This window comes from Rhizobacter sp. (genome assembly GCF_032229685.1).
GTDB lineage: Bacteria > Pseudomonadota > Gammaproteobacteria > Burkholderiales > Burkholderiaceae_C > LMDS01.
On record NZ_JAVTWP010000020.1, the window covers coordinates 84851 to 102792 of the forward strand.

At 68.0% G+C, this 17942-nt stretch carries 14 protein-coding genes; 7 read left to right on the forward strand and 7 right to left on the reverse strand.

The annotated features are described in order from the left end of the window. Positions 1-17 precede the first annotated feature (17 nt). Together AC30PD_RS08735 and tsaE are read right to left on the reverse strand one after the other, a co-directional pair. Complete coding sequence (locus AC30PD_RS08735; protein ID WP_489535434.1) at positions 18-1367, reverse strand: N-acetylmuramoyl-L-alanine amidase; 1350 nt, start codon at positions 1365-1367, stop codon at positions 18-20. Positions 1368-1396: 29 nt separating this feature from the next. Continuing rightward, complete coding sequence (gene tsaE / locus AC30PD_RS08740; protein ID WP_489535264.1) at positions 1397-1873, reverse strand: tRNA (adenosine(37)-N6)-threonylcarbamoyltransferase complex ATPase subunit type 1 TsaE; 477 nt, start codon at positions 1871-1873, stop codon at positions 1397-1399. A gap of 24 nt (positions 1874-1897) precedes the next feature. Between tsaE and queG the strand changes: the two genes are divergently transcribed. Next, a complete protein-coding gene (gene queG, locus AC30PD_RS08745) occupies positions 1898-2986 on the forward strand; it encodes a tRNA epoxyqueuosine(34) reductase QueG (protein WP_489535265.1) in 1089 nt (362 codons plus the stop codon). Between the two features lie 7 nt (positions 2987-2993). Here queG and AC30PD_RS08750 read toward each other — a convergent pair whose 3' ends face one another. Then, the gene (locus AC30PD_RS08750) at positions 2994-3896 is read right to left on the reverse strand and encodes an AEC family transporter (RefSeq protein ID WP_489535266.1); all 903 of its coding nucleotides are present in this window, start codon (positions 3894-3896) and stop codon (positions 2994-2996) included. A gap of 119 nt (positions 3897-4015) precedes the next feature. Between AC30PD_RS08750 and AC30PD_RS08755 the strand changes: the two genes are divergently transcribed. Next, on the forward strand, positions 4016-4990 hold the full coding sequence (locus AC30PD_RS08755; RefSeq protein ID WP_489535267.1) for a tripartite tricarboxylate transporter substrate binding protein BugE: 975 nt from the start codon (positions 4016-4018) through the stop codon (positions 4988-4990). A gap of 12 nt (positions 4991-5002) precedes the next feature. Next, positions 5003-5896, forward strand: coding sequence for a site-specific tyrosine recombinase XerD (gene xerD, locus AC30PD_RS08760; protein ID WP_489535435.1), 894 nt, complete (start codon positions 5003-5005; stop codon positions 5894-5896). Between the two features lie 10 nt (positions 5897-5906). Here the strand turns inward: xerD and AC30PD_RS08765 are convergent, their stop codons facing one another. Both AC30PD_RS08765 and AC30PD_RS08770 read right to left on the reverse strand, forming a co-directional pair. Further along, entirely contained in the window at positions 5907-6830 is a 924-nt protein-coding gene (locus AC30PD_RS08765; protein ID WP_489535268.1) for a DMT family transporter, read from the reverse strand. Beyond that, positions 6827-7996, reverse strand: a complete 1170-nt coding sequence (locus AC30PD_RS08770) for a low temperature requirement protein A (protein WP_489535269.1) — start codon at positions 7994-7996, stop codon at positions 6827-6829. Before AC30PD_RS08770 ends, AC30PD_RS08765 begins: the two co-directional genes overlap by 4 nt. A gap of 88 nt (positions 7997-8084) precedes the next feature. Between AC30PD_RS08770 and AC30PD_RS08775 the strand changes: the two genes are divergently transcribed. Next, positions 8085-9350: a glutamate carboxypeptidase gene (locus tag AC30PD_RS08775; RefSeq protein ID WP_489535270.1), complete on the forward strand. Its 1266-nt coding sequence runs from the start codon at positions 8085-8087 to the stop codon at positions 9348-9350. 37 nt (positions 9351-9387) lie between these two features. Here AC30PD_RS08775 and AC30PD_RS08780 read toward each other — a convergent pair whose 3' ends face one another. Next, on the reverse strand, positions 9388-10923 hold the full coding sequence (locus tag AC30PD_RS08780) for a fumarate hydratase (protein ID WP_489535271.1): 1536 nt from the start codon (positions 10921-10923) through the stop codon (positions 9388-9390). A gap of 96 nt (positions 10924-11019) precedes the next feature. Here AC30PD_RS08780 and nhaA point away from each other — a divergent pair, with 96 nt between their 5' ends. Further along, entirely contained in the window at positions 11020-12195 is a 1176-nt protein-coding gene (nhaA, locus tag AC30PD_RS08785; RefSeq protein ID WP_489535272.1) for a Na+/H+ antiporter NhaA, read from the forward strand. Next, complete coding sequence (locus tag AC30PD_RS08790; RefSeq protein WP_489535273.1) at positions 12192-15164, forward strand: PAS domain-containing hybrid sensor histidine kinase/response regulator; 2973 nt, start codon at positions 12192-12194, stop codon at positions 15162-15164. The genes nhaA and AC30PD_RS08790 overlap by 4 nt, the downstream gene beginning before the upstream one ends. Here AC30PD_RS08790 and AC30PD_RS08795 read toward each other — a convergent pair. Further along, on the reverse strand, positions 15158-15799 hold the full coding sequence (locus AC30PD_RS08795; RefSeq protein ID WP_489535274.1) for a TIGR00645 family protein: 642 nt from the start codon (positions 15797-15799) through the stop codon (positions 15158-15160). The genes AC30PD_RS08790 and AC30PD_RS08795 overlap by 7 nt on opposite strands. A 157-nt stretch (positions 15800-15956) precedes the next feature. Here AC30PD_RS08795 and acs point away from each other — a divergent pair, with 157 nt between their 5' ends. Further along, a complete protein-coding gene (gene acs, locus AC30PD_RS08800) occupies positions 15957-17927 on the forward strand; it encodes an acetate--CoA ligase (protein ID WP_489535275.1) in 1971 nt (656 codons plus the stop codon). The last annotated feature ends 15 nt before the right edge of the window (positions 17928-17942 follow it).

A 17942-nucleotide genomic window follows, 5' to 3' on the forward strand; every position in this document is an offset into this window, starting at 1 on the left:
GGTGTTCTTGTCGATGTTCAAAGTTGCCGCGATCTTGCCAGCGGCGGGTTCTTCGCGAAGTAGCGCTGGATGCCGACGGCCAGCGCCTGCACCAGCTGCGCCTGGTACTGCGGGTCGCGCAGCTTGGCTTCTTCTTCGGGGTTCGAGATGAAGGCCGACTCGACCAGGATCGACGGAATGTCGGGCGCCTTCAGCACCGCGAAGCCGGCCTGTTCGACGCTGCCCTTGTGCAGCTTGCCGACCTTGCCGATCTGGCCCAGCACTTCGCCGCCGAGCTTGAGGCTGTCGCGGATCTGCGCGGTGGTGCTCATGTCGAGCAAGGCGCGCAACACGCTCGCGTCCTTGGCCTTGATGTTGATGCCGCCCACCATGTCGGCCGCGTTCTCGCGGTTGGCCATCCAGCGTGCGGCCGAGCTGCTGGCGCCACCCTGGCTGAGCGCGAACACCGAAGCGCCACGCGCCTGCGGTGTGATGAAGGCATCGGCGTGGATCGAGACGAACAGATCGGCCTGCACCCGCCGCGCCTTGTGCACGCGCTCTTGCAGCGGCACGAAGAAGTCGGCGTCGCGCGTGAGCATGGCGCGCATGTTGGGCAGGGCGTTGATGCGGTCGCGCAACTGCAGCGCCACCGCGAGCACCACGTCTTTTTCGCGCAGCCCGCTCGGCCCCACGGCGCCCGGGTCTTCACCGCCGTGGCCGGGGTCGATGGCCACGACCACCAGGCGGTCGATGCGGCCCTGCGCTTGCGGGCTGAGCGGGGCGGGCGTCTGCATCTGCGCCTGCGGGATCGGTGCCGGCGTGGCCGCGGGCACCGGTGCGTTGACCAGCGGCGGGCCGGCCGAGGCCTCGGCGTTCGGCGGCAGCAGCGGCGGTTTGTCCATCTTGCCGATGAACTCGCCGAGCGCGTCCTGCACGCTTTTGGCGGCCTGCTGCTCGGCCGATTCACGCTCGCGGATCAGGGCCAGCAGCGGGTCGCGTTCGCGCGTGGGGTACAGGTCGAAGACCAGCCGGTGCTGGTAGGCGGCCACTGGCGCGAGCGTGAAGAGTTGCGGCGCGGTCGGCTGTTTCAGGTCGATCACCAGGCGCACCACGCGCGGCTGGTTCTGGCCCACGCGCACGCCGGCGATGAAAGGGTCGTCGGCGCGCACCTTGCCGACGATCTCGCGCAGCGCGGGGCTGAGCTCGAGGCCGTCGATGTCGATCACCAGCCGTCCCGGCGCTTCGGCGAGAAAGTGCTTTTCGGCGAGCGGCGCGTCGGACTCGATCGTGATGCGCGTGTAGTCGGCCGCCGGCCAGACACGCACCGCGACGATGCTGGCGCCGAAGGCCAGTTCGCGTGCGCCGAGCAGCAGCACGGTGGCGCCCATCGAGCGCAGCGCGGCACGGCGTGTGCTCTTCACGTCAGCAAGCCCACGCCGCGCTCGCTGTGCGCGGTGATGCGCACCTCGCGCTGGTCGCCCAGGCCCGGTTCGATGAAGACGCGCAGGTCGGGCTGGGGCAGCAGGCCGTCGGCTTTTTCAGGCCACTCGGCGAGCTTCAGGCCGGTGCTCGCGAAGACGTCGCGAAAGCCCGCGTCTTCCCATTCCTGCGGGTCGTTGAAACGGTAGAAGTCGAAGTGCCAGATGTGCAACGGGCCGTTCGCGCCGGGCACCTCGTAGGGTTCCATCACGGTGTAGGTGGGGCTCTTCACGCGCCCGGGCACGCCGAGCGCGTGCAGCAGGTGGCGGACGAAGGTGGTCTTGCCGGCGCCGAGTGCGCCGTGGAGTTCGATGAAGGCCTGGTGCACGCCGGCGTGGCGGGCGAGCTCTGCGGCCGCGCTCGCACAAGCGGCTTCGTCGCGCCAGGTCAGGCGGCGGGTCAGTAGTATCGACAAATGATCGGTGCTCGAGAGGCAGGGTTGCAGACAGGTCTGGACAAGGCCGCGCTGCTGGCAAATTTGCGCCAGTGGGCCGCGGCCGCCGGATTTTCCCAGATCGGTGTGGCCGATGTGGATTTGTCGCACGCCGAAGCCGGGTTGTTGGAGTGGCTGAACAACGGTTTTCACGGCTCGATGGCCTACATGGCGGCACACGGCCTGAAACGCGCGCGGCCGGCCGAGCTGGTGCCGGGCACCGTGCGCGTGATCACCGCGCGCATGGACTACCTGCCACGCAGCGCGCCGGGCGACTGGCAGGCGGTGGAATGGCGCCGGCTCGAAGACCCGGCACAGGCCACACTCTCGATGTATGCCCGTGGCCGTGACTACCACAAGGTGTTGCGCTCGCGCCTGCAAACACTGGCCGATCGATTGGCCGACAGCGTGGGACCGTTCGGCCACCGTGTGTTCACCGATTCTGCGCCGGTGCTCGAGGTCGAGCTGGCCTCGAAGAGCGGCATCGGCTGGCGTGGCAAGCACACGCTGGCGCTGAGCCGCGACGCCGGGTCGATGTTTTTTCTCGGCGAGATCTACGTCGACCTCGCCTTGCCGCTCACCGAGCCCGCCGACGCGCACTGCGGCAGCTGCAGCGCCTGCATCGACGTGTGCCCCACGCAGGCCATCGTGGCGCCTTACCGGCTCGACGCGCGGCGTTGCATTTCTTACCTGACGATCGAGCATGCGGGGCCAATCCCCGTCGAGCTGCGGCCGCTCATCGGCAACCGCATCTACGGCTGCGACGACTGCCAGCTCGTGTGCCCCTGGAACAAGTACGCCAAAGCGAGCCGCCTGCCCGACTTCGATGTGCGCGCGTCGGTCGGCAACGCCACCTTGCTGGACTTGTGGTCGTGGAGCGAACCAGAATTCCTGCGTTTCACCGAGGGCAGCCCGATCCGGCGCATCGGCCACGAGCGCTGGCAACGCAACATCGCGGTGGCGCTGGGCAATGCGCTGCGCGTGGCGCGGGGCAGCGAGGCCGATGCCCTCTCGCAGCAGCTCGCACAGCGTCTGCCGAGCGCCGGCGAGCTGGTGCGCGAGCACATCGAATGGGCGCTCGCGCAGCGCCCTTGAGAAGGCGTTACTGAAGCCCCGCCAGCACCGCGAGCCACAGCGGCACGCTGACCATGCCCAGCAGCGTCGAGAGCGTCACCAGCCCGGCCACGTAACCGCCGTCGCCGCCCATCCGCGCGGCGAGCACGTAGGCGCTCGACGCGGTCGGCAGCGCGGCGAACATGACGATGATCAGCCGTTGCTCGGGCGGCAGCACGAGCACCGCGGTGAGGCCGATCGCCAGGGCCGGCAACACGGCGTGGCGCACCGCCATGAAGCTCGTGGCCAGGCCCGGTGCCGACTTGAGTCGGCCGAAGTGCAGGCCGGCACCGGTCGCCATCAGACCGAGCGGCAAGGCCGCCAGGCCGATGCGCTGCAGCGTCGTCGCCACCGCCTCGGGAAACTTCAGCCCGGCCAGGTTCGCGATCAAGCCCGCGACCGTGCTCAGGATCAGCGGGTTGCGCAGCAACTCGCGGCCGTAGGAATGCCCACCGTGGCGCGCCAGCGGCCACACCGCGGCCACGTTGCACAGCGGCACGCAGAGTGCGATGCACAGGGCCATCCACGCCAGTCCTTGCGGCCCGCCGAGCCGTTCCGACAAGGCCAGGCCGATGAAGGAATTGAAGCGGAACGCGGTCTGTGCACCCGAAGCGTGCAGGCGCGCGTCGACCCCTGGCCAGCGCCCGATCGCAAAGGCGATGAGCACGCCGGCGCCCACGGTGCACACGGCCGCCGCGGCCAGGCTCAGTGTCTGGGCCGGCTGCAGCGGGCTCTTCAGGATCGAGTTGAACAGCAGCACCGGGAACAGCAGGTAGTAGACGAGCCGCTCGGCGGCGTCCCAGACCGGGCGGTTCAGGGCCGTCTTGTGGCAGAGCACGAAACCCAGCAGGATCAGCAGGAAGTCGGGCAACAACAGCAGGGCATTCGACATGGGCCGAGTGTGCCAGCGCGCGCCGGCCGGCTTGGACGCGGGGCAGGGTGAGCCCGCTGCAGGGTCTTGACGGTCTGGCCCTACACTTTTCTCTTTTGTCTTCGACGGAGATCGACCCGATGCAACGCCGCAACCTGATCGTCACTGCCCTCACCGCCGCCACGCTGGGCGTTTCCACGGGCGCCTGGGCCCAGGCCTACCCCTCGAAGCCGGTGCGGCTGGTGGTGCCGTTCGCGCCCGGCGGCACGACCGACATCGTCGCGCGTGTGCTGTCTGAAAAGATCAATGGCCCGCTCGGTCAGACCATGATCGTCGAGAACAAGGCCGGCGGCGGCGGCTCGGTCGGTGCCACCGAAACCGCGCGTGCCGTGCCCGATGGTTACGCGCTCGGCATGGCCACGGTGTCGACGACCGCGGCCAACCCCGCGATCAACCCGAAGATCCCGTACAACCCGCTGACCGACTTCACGCCCATCATCAACGTGGCGGCCACGCCGAACGTGATCGCCGTGCACCCGAGCTTCCCGGCGCGCGACTACAAGGGCTTTCTGGCCGAGCTCAAGAAGAACCCCGGCAAGTACAGCTTTTCGAGTTCGGGCACCGGCGGCATCGGCCACCTGCAGATGGAGCTGTTCAAGAACCTCTCGGGCACCTTCGTCACGCACATCCCGTACCGCGGTGCTGGCCCGGCTTTGAACGACACGGTGGCCGGCCAGGTGCCGATGATCTTCGACAACCTGCCCTCGGCCTTGCCGTTCATCAAGGACGGCCGCCTGATCGCCATCGTGGTCGCCGCGCCGCAGCGCCTGGCGCAGCTGCCGAACGTGCCGACCTTCAAGGAAGTGGGGCTGGAGCCGGTGAACCGCATGGCCTACTACGGCATCTACGGCCCCAAGGGCCTGCCGAAAGAAGTGGTCGACAAGATCAGCACGGCGGTGAAGAAGACGCTCGAAGACCCGTCGGTGAAGAAGCGCATCGAAGACACCGGTTCGCTCATCGTCGCGAATTCGCCGGCCGAATTCGCCGCCCAGATCGCGGCCGAGTTCGAGGTCTACAAGAAGGTCGTGGCGCTGCAGAAGCTCACGCTGGAGTAAGGGCTGGAAGCGATCCAGGCCAGCCAGGCGTCGATCGACCGTTTCATCGATGCTCTGTGGATCGAAGACGGTCTGTCGAACAACACGCTGGCGGCCTACCGGCGTGACCTTCAGCTCTACGCCGGCTGGCTCGCGCGCCACGCCGAGCGCGCCATCGACGCCACTCGCGAGAGCGATCTTCTCGAATACCGCGTGGCGCGCCACGAAGGCAGCAAGGCCACCAGCAGCAACCGGCGCCTCACCGTCTTCAAGCGCTACTTTCGCTGGGCGCTGCGCGAACACCTGCTCACGAGCGACCCCACGCTGAAGCTGCTCACGGCGCGCCAGCCCTTGCGCGTGCCCAAGACGCTGAGCGAAGCGCAGGTCGAAGCCCTGCTCGGGGCGCCCGACATCGACACGGCGCTCGGCCTGCGCGACCGCACGATGCTCGAGTTGATGTACGCGAGCGGTCTGCGCGTGAGCGAGCTCGTCACGCTGAAGAGCGTGCACCTCAGTCTGAGCGAAGGCGCCCTGCGCGTGACCGGCAAGGGCGCGAAAGAACGGCTCGTGCCCTTCGGCGAGGAAGCGCAGGCCTGGCTGCAGCGTTACCTGGCCGACGGCCGCGCGGAGATCCTCAAGGGGCAGGCGAGCGACGCGTTGTTCGTGACCGCCCGTGGCGGGCCGATGACGCGCCAGATGTTCTGGAAGCTGATCAAGGCGCACGCGCTGCGCGGTGGTGTGCAGGTGCCGCTCTCACCGCACACGCTGCGCCATGCCTTCGCCACGCACCTGCTGAACCACGGTGCCGACTTGCGCGCGGTGCAGATGCTGCTCGGCCACGCCGACATCTCCACGACCACGATCTACACCCACGTGGCGCGCGAGCGGCTGAAGCAGTTGCACGCCACGCACCACCCGCGCGGGTGAAGGGGCGTCGTCAGGCCGCGGCGCGCCGGCGCAGCCCGAGCCAGACCACGGTGGCCACGACGATCAGGCCACCCAGCACCTGAATGGCGGCGATGGACTGACCGAGGATCGCCCACGCCAAGCCCAGCGCGAAGATCGGCTCCACGTTCATGATGGCCGAGTTGCCCACCACGCCGAGCCGCGGCAGCACCGTGAACATGATCGTGAACGCGGTGCCGTACAGGAAGGTGAGCGCGCCGAGGCCGAACCATCCGGCCGCCGCATTCGGCAAGTGCAGCCCGCCTTGCAGGCCCGACCCGGCGAGCGCGAACACGGCCACCAGCGTCATCGTGGTGGCGGTGCGCAAACGGCCGTCCACGCCACCGGCTTCGTGCTGCGTGAGCACCAGCGCCAGACCGAACGTGGCCGCGGCGGCGAGCGCGAAGGCCACGCCGGCGCCGATCTTCTGCCACTGCCCGGCCGCGCCCAGGCCCGACGCAGCGCCCAGCACGTCGAGCGCGAGCGCCAGGCCGAGCAGCATCGCCGGCATCGCCATCAAGACGCGCCGCTCGGCGCGGTGGCCGTAGAACACACGCGCCCACAGCGCCGTCCACAACGGGTAGGTGTTGAAGGCCAGCAAGGCCAGCGCCACCGGCAAGCGCGCGACCGCGGAATACAGGCACACGCTCTGCACCGCGATCAGGACACCGATGCCCGGCAAGGCCCAGCGGTGCCGGCGCTCGAACCTCAGCGGCACGCGGGCGTGCGCCAGCAACAGCCAGACCACCACCGCCGTGACGCTGCTGCGAACCGCGACCGCCGTGACCACGTCGACGCCGTGCTCGAAGGCCACGCGCGCCGCGACGTGGTTCGCCCCCATCATGAAGGCGATCAGCAGCAGCGTGGCGAAGGCGGTGGTCGAGAGCTGGCCGGCAGCGGGTTGGCGCGGGCTCATGCGTTCGCCGGCCGAGGCGTCTTCAGGCTTTGCCAGACCGCCACGACGACCATCACCAGGCTTGCGAGGCCGCCGACCATCAACCGGTCGGTCAGAAAGGCGGCCGGGAACAGCGCCACCAGCATCGCCACGCCGGCCAGGTGCGAGAGCGGCACCCGGCCGTACACCACTTTCTTGTAGGCCGCGTTGCCCAGCAGGTAGATCAGCGGGCCGCCGACCAGCGCGCAGGCGGTGGCCAGGTCGACGTGATGCGCCGGGTGGTGGATCACGAGTTCGTCGGCCACCGCGCTGACGATGATGCCGGCGATCAGTGTGACGTGGATGTAGTGGAACAGCGCGCCGATGCGGCCCGGGTCGCTGGAGCCGGTGATGACCGCGCTGCCGTGTTTGCCGGCGGTGTCGAAGTAGATCCACCACATGGCCAGGCTGCCGGCGAAAGCGACGAAGAGCGCGATGAAGGTCGGCACGTCCCAGTGTTTCGAGCCGCTGAAGCCGGCGCCGGTGGCGAGGATCGACTCGCCGAGTGCCACGATCACGAACAGCTGGCAACGCTCGGCGAGGTGCGCACCGTCGATCGTCCAGTCCGACGAGCGCGAGCGGCCCAGCCCCGGCAAGGCGAACCCGAACATCGGCGACAGGTATTCACACGCCACCGCGCCGGCCCAGAACGCGAGCCGCGCATCACCCTGCGACAAGCCGCCGGCCACCCACAAGGCGGCCGAGATGCACAGCCAGCCGCAGATGCGCGTGAAGTTCGGCCGCAAGGCGTGCCCGTCCGGCAACTGCCACAGCACGAAGACACTGCGCCCCACCTGGATCGCTGCAAAGCACACGGCGAACACCAGGCCCCGTTCACCGAAGGCCTCGGGAATGGCCGAAGACATCATCAGGCCGAGCAGCATCACGCCGAACAGCATCACCCGCATGGCGCGGTTCTGCGGGTTGAACCAGTTGGTGACCCACGCGGTGTATTGCCAGCCCAGCCACACGGCGAACCACAGCACCAGCGTCTGCAGTGCGCTTGCCAGCGTCAGGTGTTCGAGCAGGCGGTGCGAGAGCTGCGTGATCGCAAAGGCATAGATCAGGTCGAAGAACAGTTCTTCGTTGGTGACGTGGGCGTGGCCGTGGCGTTCACGCAGGAAGAGTTGAATCTCTGAAGGCGGCATCGCTGTTCCCGGGCGGCGAATTTGTCTGGGCAATACTAACGACCTGCTGCCCGGCAGCTGAACGCCAACGACCTTTCAGGAGCCCCCGATGCGCCGACCCACCGCCCGCCCCACGAACCTTCTTGCCACCGCCATCGGGCTCGCTCTGTGTGCCGGCGCCGCGGCCGCCGCGCCCGGCGCCAGGCTGCTGGCCGCCGCCACGCAGGCGCAGCCCGCGGTGATCGAGAGCCTGAAAGAGCTGGTCGGCATCGAGACCGGCAGCGCCGACGTGGAAGGCCTGGCGAAGATGGCCACGCTGCTCGACAACCGGCTGAAGGCCTTGGGCTTCAAGACCGAGCGCCGCAAGTCGACCGCCGGTGCCGGCGCCGACATCGTGATCGGCACGCTCACCGGCAGCGGCAAGAAACGGATCATGCTGCAGGGCCACATGGACACCGTGTACGAGCGCGGCATCTTGCAGAGCCAGCCCTACAAGGTCGACGGCAACAAGCTCTACGGCCCCGGTATCGCCGACGACAAGGGCGGCATCGCAGTGATTCTGCACGGCCTGAAGATCCTGGCCGACGCGGGCTGGAAAGACTACGCGCAAGTCACCGTGCTGTTCAACGCCGACGAAGAAGTGGGCTCGGCCGGTTCCGGCGAGATCATCGCCACGCTGGCCGACCAGCACGACACGGTGCTGTCGTTCGAACCCACCGGCGCCAAGGCGGTGGTGAAGACCGAAGCCTTGCTGCTCGGCGCGGCCGGCATCGCCGCGGCCACGCTCGAAGTGAAAGGCCGTGCGGCGCATGCGGGCGCGGCACCCGAGCAGGGCCGCAACGCGATCATCGAGATCTCGCACCAGATGCTGCAGACGAAAGACCTGGCGAAAGACATTCCCGGCGTGACGCTGAACTGGACCAACGTGGTCTCGAACAAGGCCACCAACCAGATCCCCGAGCTGGCGGTGGCGCGTGGCGACGTGCGCATCACCGTGCCCGGTGCCGAAGAGAAGCTCAACACCGCGCTGCAGGCGAAGCTGGCCAGCAGCAAGCTCGTGCCCGACACCGTGACGACCGCGAAGCTGGTGGTCGGCCGCCCCTCGTTCCTGGCCGGCCCGCGCGGCAAGGCCTTGGCCGAACAGGCGCAAGCGATCTACAAGGAAATCGACCGCGACCTGGCGCTCGTGCCGATGACCGGCGGCGGCACCGACGCGGCCTTCGCGGCGCGCTCGGGCAAGGCCGTGGTGGTCGAGAGTTTCGGCTTGGCAGGCTGGGGCTACCACGCCCGCGACGAATACATCGAGATCGACTCGATCGTGCCGCGGCTCTACCTGATGACGCGGCTGCTGACCGAGATCGGCAAGCAGCCGTAGTCAGGGCGCCGGGCCAGGCCGGCGCCAGCGAGAAAGGTCAGGCCACCGTGACCGGGATCTTGCCGATGCCCGACCTGATGCGCGCTTCCCAGTCCTTCGGGCCGGTCTCGTGCACCGACACGCCCTGCGAGTCGACGGCCACCGTGACCGGCATGTCGGTCACGTCGAACTCGTAGATCGCTTCCATGCCGAGGTCGGCAAAGCCGACCACCTTGGCCTGCTTGATCGCCTTCGACACGAGGTAGGCCGCGCCGCCCACCGCCATCAGGTAGGCGCTCTTGTGCTTCTTGATGGCCTCGATGCCGGCCGGGCCACGCTCGGCCTTGCCGATCATGCCGATCAGGCCGGTTTGCGCCAGCATCATCTCGGTGAACTTGTCCATGCGTGTGGCGGTGGTGGGGCCCGCCGGGCCCATCACTTCGTCGCGCACCGGGTCGACCGGGCCGACGTAGTAGATCACGCGGTTGGCAAAGTCCACCGGCAGCTTCTCGCCCTTGGCCAGCATGTCCTGAATGCGCTTGTGCGCGGCGTCGCGGCCGGTCAGCATCTTGCCGTTCAGCAGCAGGGTGTCGCCGGGTTTCCAGGCCGCGACTTCTTCTTTCGTCAGCGTGTCGAGGTTCACCTTCTTCGACTTGTTGTAGTCAGGCGCCCACTTCACGTCGGGCCACAGGTCGAGGCTCGGCGGCTCCAGGTAGGCCGGGCCGGAGCCGTCGAGCACGAAGTGCGCGTGGCGCGTGGCGGCGCAGTTCGGGATCATCGCCACCGGTTTGCTCGCGGCGTGCGTCGGGTAGGTGGCGATCTTCACGTCGAGCACGGTCGTCAAGCCGCCCAAGCCTTGCGCGCCGATGCCCAGCGCGTTGATCTTGTCGCAGAGTTCGATGCGCAGTTCTTCGACCTTGTTCTGCGGCCCGCGTGCCTTCAGCTCGTACATGTCGATGTCTTCCATCAGGCTCTGCTTGGCCATCAGCATGGCGCGTTCGGCCGTGCCGCCGATGCCGATGCCGAGCATGCCGGGCGGGCACCAGCCGGCGCCCATGGTCGGCACCGTCTTCATGACCCAGTCGACCAGCGAATCGCTGGGGTTCATCATCACGAACTTGCTCTTGTTCTCGCTGCCACCGCCCTTGGCGGCGACCTGCACGTCGACGGTGTTGCCGGGCACGATCGTCATGTGGACGACGGCGGGCGTGTTGTCTTTCGTGTTCTTGCGCTCGAAATGCGGGTCGGCCACGATGCTGGCGCGCAGCTTGTTGTCGGCAAAGTCGTAGCCGCGGCGCACGCCTTCGTTCACGGCGTCTTCGATGCTGCCGGCAAAGCCCTCGAAGCGCACGTCCATGCCGATCTTCAGGAACACGTTGACGATGCCGGTGTCCTGGCAGATCGGGCGTTTGCCTTCGGCGCACATCTTCGAGTTGGTGAGGATCTGCGCGATCGCGTCTTTTGCCGCCGGGCTCTGCTCGGCCGCGTAGGCGCGCGCCAGGTGGGCGATGTAGTCGGCCGGGTGGTAGTAGCTGATGTACTGCAGTGCGCCGGCAACGCTCTCGACGAGGTCGGCATAGCGGATCGTGGTCATGTGGGGCTCGCTGAAGGGCGGGGAAGACGCGGGGAGGGGGTGGGCCGAAGGTGGCCGACAATGCAGCTTCGCAGTTTACTGAACCCGAGGCCTGACTTGATCAGCAGCATCCGCCGTTTCATCGCTTCGGAGTCTGCCGGTGGCGTGGTGCTGGCGGCAGCCGCCGTGGTGGCGCTGATCGTCAGCAACTCTTCGTTGGCCCCGCTGTACCGCCAGTTCGTCGAGTTGCCGGGTGAAGTGCGCATCGGTGGCGACTGGCTGGTGCTGGCCAAGCCGCTGCTGCTGTGGGTCAACGACCTGTGGATGGCGGTGTTCTTCTTTCTCGTGGGGCTGGAGATCAAGCGCGAGGTGCTGGCCGGCGAGCTGGCGTCGTTGAAGCAGGCGTCGTTGCCTGCGGCGGCCGCGGTCGGCGGCATGCTGGTGCCGGCCCTGATCTACGTGGCACTGAACCACGCCGACCCGGTGGCACTGCGGGGCTGGGCCATCCCCACCGCGACCGACATCGCCTTCGCGCTCGGCATCCTCATGCTGCTCGGCCCGCGCGTGCCGGCGTCGTTGAAGATCTTTCTCACGGCCGTGGCGATCATCGACGACCTGGGCGCCATCGTCGTGATCGCGCTGTTCTACACCGCGCAGCTCTCGCTGCCGATGCTGCTGGCCGCGGGCGGCGGTGCGCTGCTGCTGTTCGGGTTGAACCGGGCGCGTGTCATGCACGTCGCGCCCTATGTCCTGATCGGCCTGGTCGTCTGGGTGTGCGTGTTGAAGTCTGGCGTGCACGCCACCTTGGCCGGTGTGGCCACCGCGCTGGCGATCCCGCTGCGCGACCCGGCCGGTGGCTCGCCGCTCGAAACCGTGGAACACGCGCTGCACCCCTGGGTCGCGTTCGTCGTGCTGCCGATGTTCGCCTTCGCCAATGCCGGCGTGTCGCTCGAAGGCGTGTCGCTTGCCACGCTGGCCCAGGGCATTCCGCTCGGCATCGCGTTCGGCCTCGTGCTCGGCAAGGCGGTCGGCGTGTTCGGTGCCGCGTGGCTGCTGATGCGCCTGACCGGGGCCAGCCTGCCGGCAGGCGCGACCACACGCCAGTTCTTCGGTGTGTGCGTGCTGTGTGGCATCGGGTTCACGATGAGCCTGTTCATCGGGGGGCTGGCCTTTGCGGGGCAGGGCGCTGCCTATGAAACGCAGGTCAAGCTGGGCGTGCTCGGCGGTTCGCTGGTCGCCGGGCTGATCGGCTCGGCCCTGCTGCTGGGCGGTGAACGCAGGAAAGCGCCATGAAAACTGAAGCCTTGTCGGCCACGGTGCAGGACGATCGCGAAGCGATCGCCAGCGCCTTGCGGGCGCAGCAGGTGCGAACGCACTTCACCAACTTGCCATCGGCGATCGGCGGCGCGGTGTTCGCCGCAGCGCTGTTCTTCGTGATGGAACGCGAGGTCGTTCCAGAGGCGGCACTGTGGGCCTGGCTGGGCCTGCTGGCGCTGGTGCTGGTGGCTCGCGCAGTCACGGCGCTGCTGTTCTCGCGCGCGGCGCCCGAGCCGGCGGCCTACCCGCGCTGGCTCTGGGCCTACCGCCTGGGCATCTTCGTGCACGGGGTGGTGTGGGGCCTGACGAGCTTTCTGCCGATCCCGGCCGACGACTCGCTGCACCAGGCGGTGCGCATCATCGTGCTGGCCGGTGTGACCGCGAGCAGTTTCACGATGACGGCCTTCGACCTGCCGGCTGCGCTGGCCTTCGGTGCGCCGGTGTTCGGCCTGCTGAGCGTGCAGCTCTTCGGCCAGACCGACTCGATCTACTGGACGCTCGGTGTCGCCGTGATCGGCACGCTCGCCTTCCTGAGCCTGACGGCACGCCGTTCCCACCGCGTCGAGCGCAACTACGTGGCGCTGCGGCTGGCCGAGCGCAAGCAGGCCGAGGCCTTGCGCCGCAGCGAAGAACTGCTCGAACGCACCGGCGCCACCGCGGCCGTGGGGGGCTGGGAACTCGACCTTGCCACGATGGCCTTGCGTCTCACCGCCCAGGCCTACCTGATCCACGATGCGCCGCCGTCGAGCCGCCCCACCTTCGAAGGTTTCGTCGGGCTCTACGGGCCGCAGCAGCAGGCCTCGTTGCGCGCCGGGTTGGCTGCGGTGGTGGCCTCGGCCAAACCCTACGACGAGGCGCATCCGCTCACCACGGTTCGTGGCCGCCAGCGCTGGGTCCGGCTGATCGGCCACCCGCAGCTCGAAGACGGCCGGGTCGTTCGCATCAACGGCGTGGTGCAAGACATCACCGAGGCCAAGGCGGCCGAACTGGCGCTGGCCGAACAGCACCATCTGCTCACGCTGCTGGTGCAGAACACGCGCGAGGGCTTCTGGTTCATCGACACCGAGGGCGTCACGACCGACGTGAACCCGGCGATGTGCGGCATTCTCGGCCGGCCACGCGAAGACATTCTGGGCCGGAACATCTATGCCTTCGTCGACGCCGCGAACACGCTGATCTTCCAGGAGCAGGTGAAACACCGCGCCGCCGGCGTGGCCACCGGCTACGAGATCGCGCTCTCCCGGCCCGACGGCAGCCAGGTCGACTGCTTCAACAACGCCACGCCGATCTTCGACACGGCGGGCAAACGTCTCGGCGCGATCGGCATGTTCGCCGACATCAGCGCGCGCAAGCGGGTCGAGAAGCAGCTGCTCGCCACCAGCGCCGAGCTGACGCAGAAGACCCATGCGCTGCAGGTCACGCTCGACAGCATCGCCCAGGGCATCGTCAGCATGGACGCGAGCGGCCGCGTCAGCGTGCACAACCGGCGCATGCTCGAACTGCTCGACCTGCCCGACACGCTGGTCCGGCCCGGCGCCACGCTGACCGAGATCGCGACCTTCCAGAAGGAGCGTGGCGACTTCGGCGACGCCCTGTCGTACATCTCGCCCGAGTCGCGCCACTTCATCCGCGCGATGAAACACCTCGACCTGCCGCAGCTCTACGTGCGCGAGACCCGCGCCGGCCGGCGCCTCGAGGTGCAGACGCGGCACCTGCCCGACGGCAGCCTGGTGCGCACCTACGCCGACGTGACCGCGTATTTCGAAGCGCAGCAGGCGCTGACCGAAGCGAAAGACGAGGCCGAGCGTGCAAACAGCGCCAAATCTGAATTTCTCTCGCGCATGTCGCACGAATTGCGCACGCCGATGAACGCGATTCTCGGGTTCGGGCAACTGCTGGTCTCCGACACCCGCCATCCGCTGGCCGAGCAGCAGCGCGAGCACGTGGGCGAGATCCTGCGCGGTGCGCGCCACCTGCTGAACCTGATCAACGAAGTGCTCGACCTGGCACTGGTCGAAACCGGCAAGCTGCAGGTCTCGCTCGAGCCGGTGCAACTGGCCGAGCTGCTGCAGGAATGCATGGCCCTGGTGCACCCGCTGGCGCGTGCCGACTACATCGACGTGAAAGTGCTCGACGAGGGCGGTTGTGAATGTTTCGTGGTGGCCGACCGCACCCGCTTGAAGCAGGTGCTGCTCAACCTCGTGTCGAATGCGATCAAGTACAACCGGCCGCACGGCCACGTGCACATCGCCTGCGCTGTCGATGCGCAGGGCGTGCGCGTCGAGATCCGCGACAACGGCCCGGGCTTGAGCGCCGAACAGGCGGCACGCCTGTTCCAGGCCTTCGAGCGGCTCGACGCGGTGCGCAGCGGCGTGGAAGGCGCGGGCCTGGGCCTGGCGCTGAGCAAGCACCTGATGGAAGCCATGGGCGGCGAGATCGGGCTCGACAGCCAGGTTGGCGCCGGCAGCGTCTTCTGGTTGCGCCTGCCACGGACCGAGGGCCCTGCGGCGCCGGGCCGCGGCGAACAGGCCGCCCTGCCTCTCCCCGGCGCGAGCCTGCCGCCGGCGCGCCTTCGCAAGGTGCTCTACATCGAAGACAACCCTGTCAACGTGCTGCTGATGGAAGCCATGCTCGGCCGCGTGGCCGGCCTGCAGATGCTGAGCGCACCGCTGCCGATGCTCGGCTTGCAGATGGTGGTGGACGAACGCCCCGACCTGATCCTGCTCGACATCCAGCTGCCCGGCATGGACGGCTTCGAGGTGCTGCGCCGCCTGCGGCTCGAAGAGGCCGGCCGCCAGGTGCCGGTGATCGCCGTGAGCGCCAACGCGATGGCGCGCGACGTGGAGCACGGCCTGGCCGCGGGCTTCGTGCGCTACCTCACCAAGCCGCTCGACATGCAGGAGCTGCTGGCCGCGGTGGAAGAGGCGCTCGCGCTGCCTCAGTGACCGTCGGGGTGAGAGGCGTTGAGCAGCTTGTCGGTGTAGGCGATGGCGATCGCCGAGAGCAGGAAGGCGATGTGGATGATGGTCTGCCACATCAACACCTTCTCGGTGTAGTTGCCGGCGTTGATGAAGGTCTTCAGCAGGTGGATCGAGCTGATGCCGATGATCGCGGTGCCGAGCTTGACCTTCAGCACCGAGGCGTTCACGTGGCTCAGCCATTCGGGTTCGTCGCGGTGGCCCTCGAGGTTCATGCGGCTGACGAAGGTTTCGTAACCGCCCACGATCACCATGATCAGCAGGTTGGAGATCATCACCACGTCGATCAGCGCCAGCACGGCGAGCATGATCACGGTCTCGGTCAGCTTCGGCGCCTGCTGGCCGATCACCGTGCCGGCGGCGTCCTTGATGTCGGGAAACTGGTAGCCCATGCCGGCGACGAGCGCGTTCAGTGCCGTGGGGCTGCCGAAGGCCGCCTCGATCAGGTGGACCAGTTCGACCCAGAAATGGAACACGTAGACACACTGCGCCAGGATCAGCCCGAGGTAGAGCGGCAGCTGCAGCCAGCGGCTCATGAAGATGAAATTGGGCAACGGCCGCAGCTTCACGGGCGGGGGCGTGGGCGAAGGCGTCTGGGCCATGAAGGGGCTTTCAGGGATAGTCCGGTTGCCGGAAATTGTAGTGGCCGCACCATGGGCCCAACCCGTGCGGTGGCAGAGTAAGGCCTTCGTAAGAGCGTCTGCTTATGGTCTCGCCCAGCTGCAGAATCAAAACCACGAGCCCACCTGGAGACAAGCCATGAGCGCCGCCGACACCCACCTCTACCCCGCGCCTGCCGCCCTCGCGAAGGCGGCCCACGTTCCGGGCATGGATGCCTACAACGCGCTCTGCGCCGAGGCCGAGGCCGACCACCAGGCCTTCTGGGCGCGCCAGGCGCGTGAACTCATCAGCTGGAAGAAGCCCTTCACGAAGGTGCTCGACGACAGCAACGCGCCCTTCTTCAAGTGGTTCGACGACGGCACGCTCAACGCCTCGTACAACTGCCTCGACCGCCAGGTCGAAGCCGGCCTGGGCAACAAGGTCGCGATCATCTTCGAGGCCGACGACGCCAAGGTCAGCAAGGTCACCTACGCCGAACTGCTGGAGCGCACCTGCCGCCTGGCCAACGCCTTGCGCGCGCGCGGCGTGAAGAAGGGCGACCGGGTCGTCATCTACATCGGCATGTCGGTCGAAGGCGTGGTCGCCATGCAGGCCTGTGCCCGCATCGGCGCCACGCACTCGGTGGTGTTCGGCGGCTTCTCGGCGCAGAGCCTGCGTGACCGCATCGCCGACACCGGCGCCGTGATGGTGATTACCGCCGACGAACAACTGCGCGGCGGCAAGCAACTGCCGCTCAAGTCCATCGTCGACGAAGCGCTCGCGCTCGAAGGCTGTGAATCGGTGCGTGACGTGATCGTCTACCAGCGCACTGGCGGCAAGATCGCCTGGAACGCGGCGCGCGACAAGTGGCTGCACGACGAGGTGAAGAACCAGGCCACGACCTGCGAACCCGAATGGGTGGGCGCCGAGCACCCGCTGTTCCTGCTCTACACCTCGGGCTCCACGGGCAAGCCCAAGGGCGTGCAGCACTCGACCGGCGGTTACCTTCTGCACGCGGCGCTCACCACCAAGTGGACCTTCGACCTGAAGGGCGACGACGTGTTCTGGTGCACCGCCGACATCGGCTGGGTCACCGGCCACACCTACATCACCTACGGCCCGCTCGCGCTCGGCGGCACCGAGGTGGTGTTCGAGAGCGTGCCCACCTACCCCGACGCCGGCCGCTTCTGGAAGATGATTCAGGACCACCAGGTCACGGTGTTCTACACCGCGCCCACGGCGATCCGCTCGCTGATCAAGGCCGCCGAAGGCAACGCCGCCGTGCACCCCGATCGTTACGACCTGAAGAGCCTGCGCATCCTCGGCTCGGTGGGCGAGCCGATCAACCCGGCGGCCTGGGAGTGGTACCACAAGCACGTGGGCGGCGGCCGCTGCCCAATCGTCGACACCTTCTGGCAGACCGAGACCGGCGGCCACATGATCACGCCGCTGCCGGGTGCCACCACGCTGGTGCCGGGCTCGTGCACGCTGCCCTTCCCGGGCATCATGGCCGCCGTGGTCGACGAGACCGGCAAGGACGTGCCCTGGGGCCAGGGCGGCATCCTGGTCGTGAAGAAGCCGTGGCCGAGCATGATCCGCACGATCTGGGGCGACCCCGAGCGCTTCAAGAAGAGCTACTACCCCGACGACTTCCAGGGCCGCTACTACCTCGCCGGCGACGGCGCGATCCGCGACGCGACGACCGGTTACTTCACGATCACCGGCCGCATCGACGACGTGCTCAACGTGAGCGGCCACCGCATGGGCACGATGGAGATCGAGTCGGCGCTGGTCTCGTGCACCGAGCTCGTGGCCGAAGCCGCAGTCGTCGGCCGCCCAGACGACACCACCGGCGAAGCGATTTGCGCTTTCGTCGTGCTGAAGCGCTCGCGGCCCACTGGCGACGAAGCCAAGGCCATCGCCAAGCAGCTGCGCGACTGGGTCGGCAAGGAAATCGGCCCGATCGCCAAACCGAAAGACATCCGCTTCGGCGACAACCTGCCGAAGACCCGCTCGGGCAAGATCATGCGGCGGCTGTTGCGCTCGGTGGCCAAGGGCGAGGCGATCACGCAGGACACGTCCACGCTCGAGAATCCGGCGATCCTGGAGCAGTTGGGCGCGAACTACTGACGCAACGGCCCGGGC

What these genes read in the sequence shown, in the direction of transcription:
- AC30PD_RS08750 (WP_489535266.1), bottom strand. Translation starts at nt 3,896, where the DNA reads ATGTCGAATGCCCTGCTGTTGTTGCCCGACTTCCTGCTGATCCTGCTG.
- AC30PD_RS08775 (WP_489535270.1), top strand. Translation starts at nt 8,085, where the DNA reads ATGCGCCGACCCACCGCCCGCCCCACGAACCTTCTTGCCACCGCCATC.
- AC30PD_RS08765 (WP_489535268.1), bottom strand. Translation starts at nt 6,830, where the DNA reads ATGAGCCCGCGCCAACCCGCTGCCGGCCAGCTCTCGACCACCGCCTTC.
- acs (WP_489535275.1), top strand. Translation starts at nt 15,957, where the DNA reads ATGAGCGCCGCCGACACCCACCTCTACCCCGCGCCTGCCGCCCTCGCG.
- AC30PD_RS08790 (WP_489535273.1), top strand. Translation starts at nt 12,192, where the DNA reads ATGAAAACTGAAGCCTTGTCGGCCACGGTGCAGGACGATCGCGAAGCG.
- AC30PD_RS08795 (WP_489535274.1), bottom strand. Translation starts at nt 15,799, where the DNA reads ATGGCCCAGACGCCTTCGCCCACGCCCCCGCCCGTGAAGCTGCGGCCG.
- AC30PD_RS08755 (WP_489535267.1), top strand. Translation starts at nt 4,016, where the DNA reads ATGCAACGCCGCAACCTGATCGTCACTGCCCTCACCGCCGCCACGCTG.
- AC30PD_RS08770 (WP_489535269.1), bottom strand. Translation starts at nt 7,996, where the DNA reads ATGCCGCCTTCAGAGATTCAACTCTTCCTGCGTGAACGCCACGGCCAC.
- AC30PD_RS08735 (WP_489535434.1), bottom strand. Translation starts at nt 1,367, where the DNA reads ATGGGCGCCACCGTGCTGCTGCTCGGCGCACGCGAACTGGCCTTCGGC.
- AC30PD_RS08780 (WP_489535271.1), bottom strand. Translation starts at nt 10,923, where the DNA reads ATGACCACGATCCGCTATGCCGACCTCGTCGAGAGCGTTGCCGGCGCA.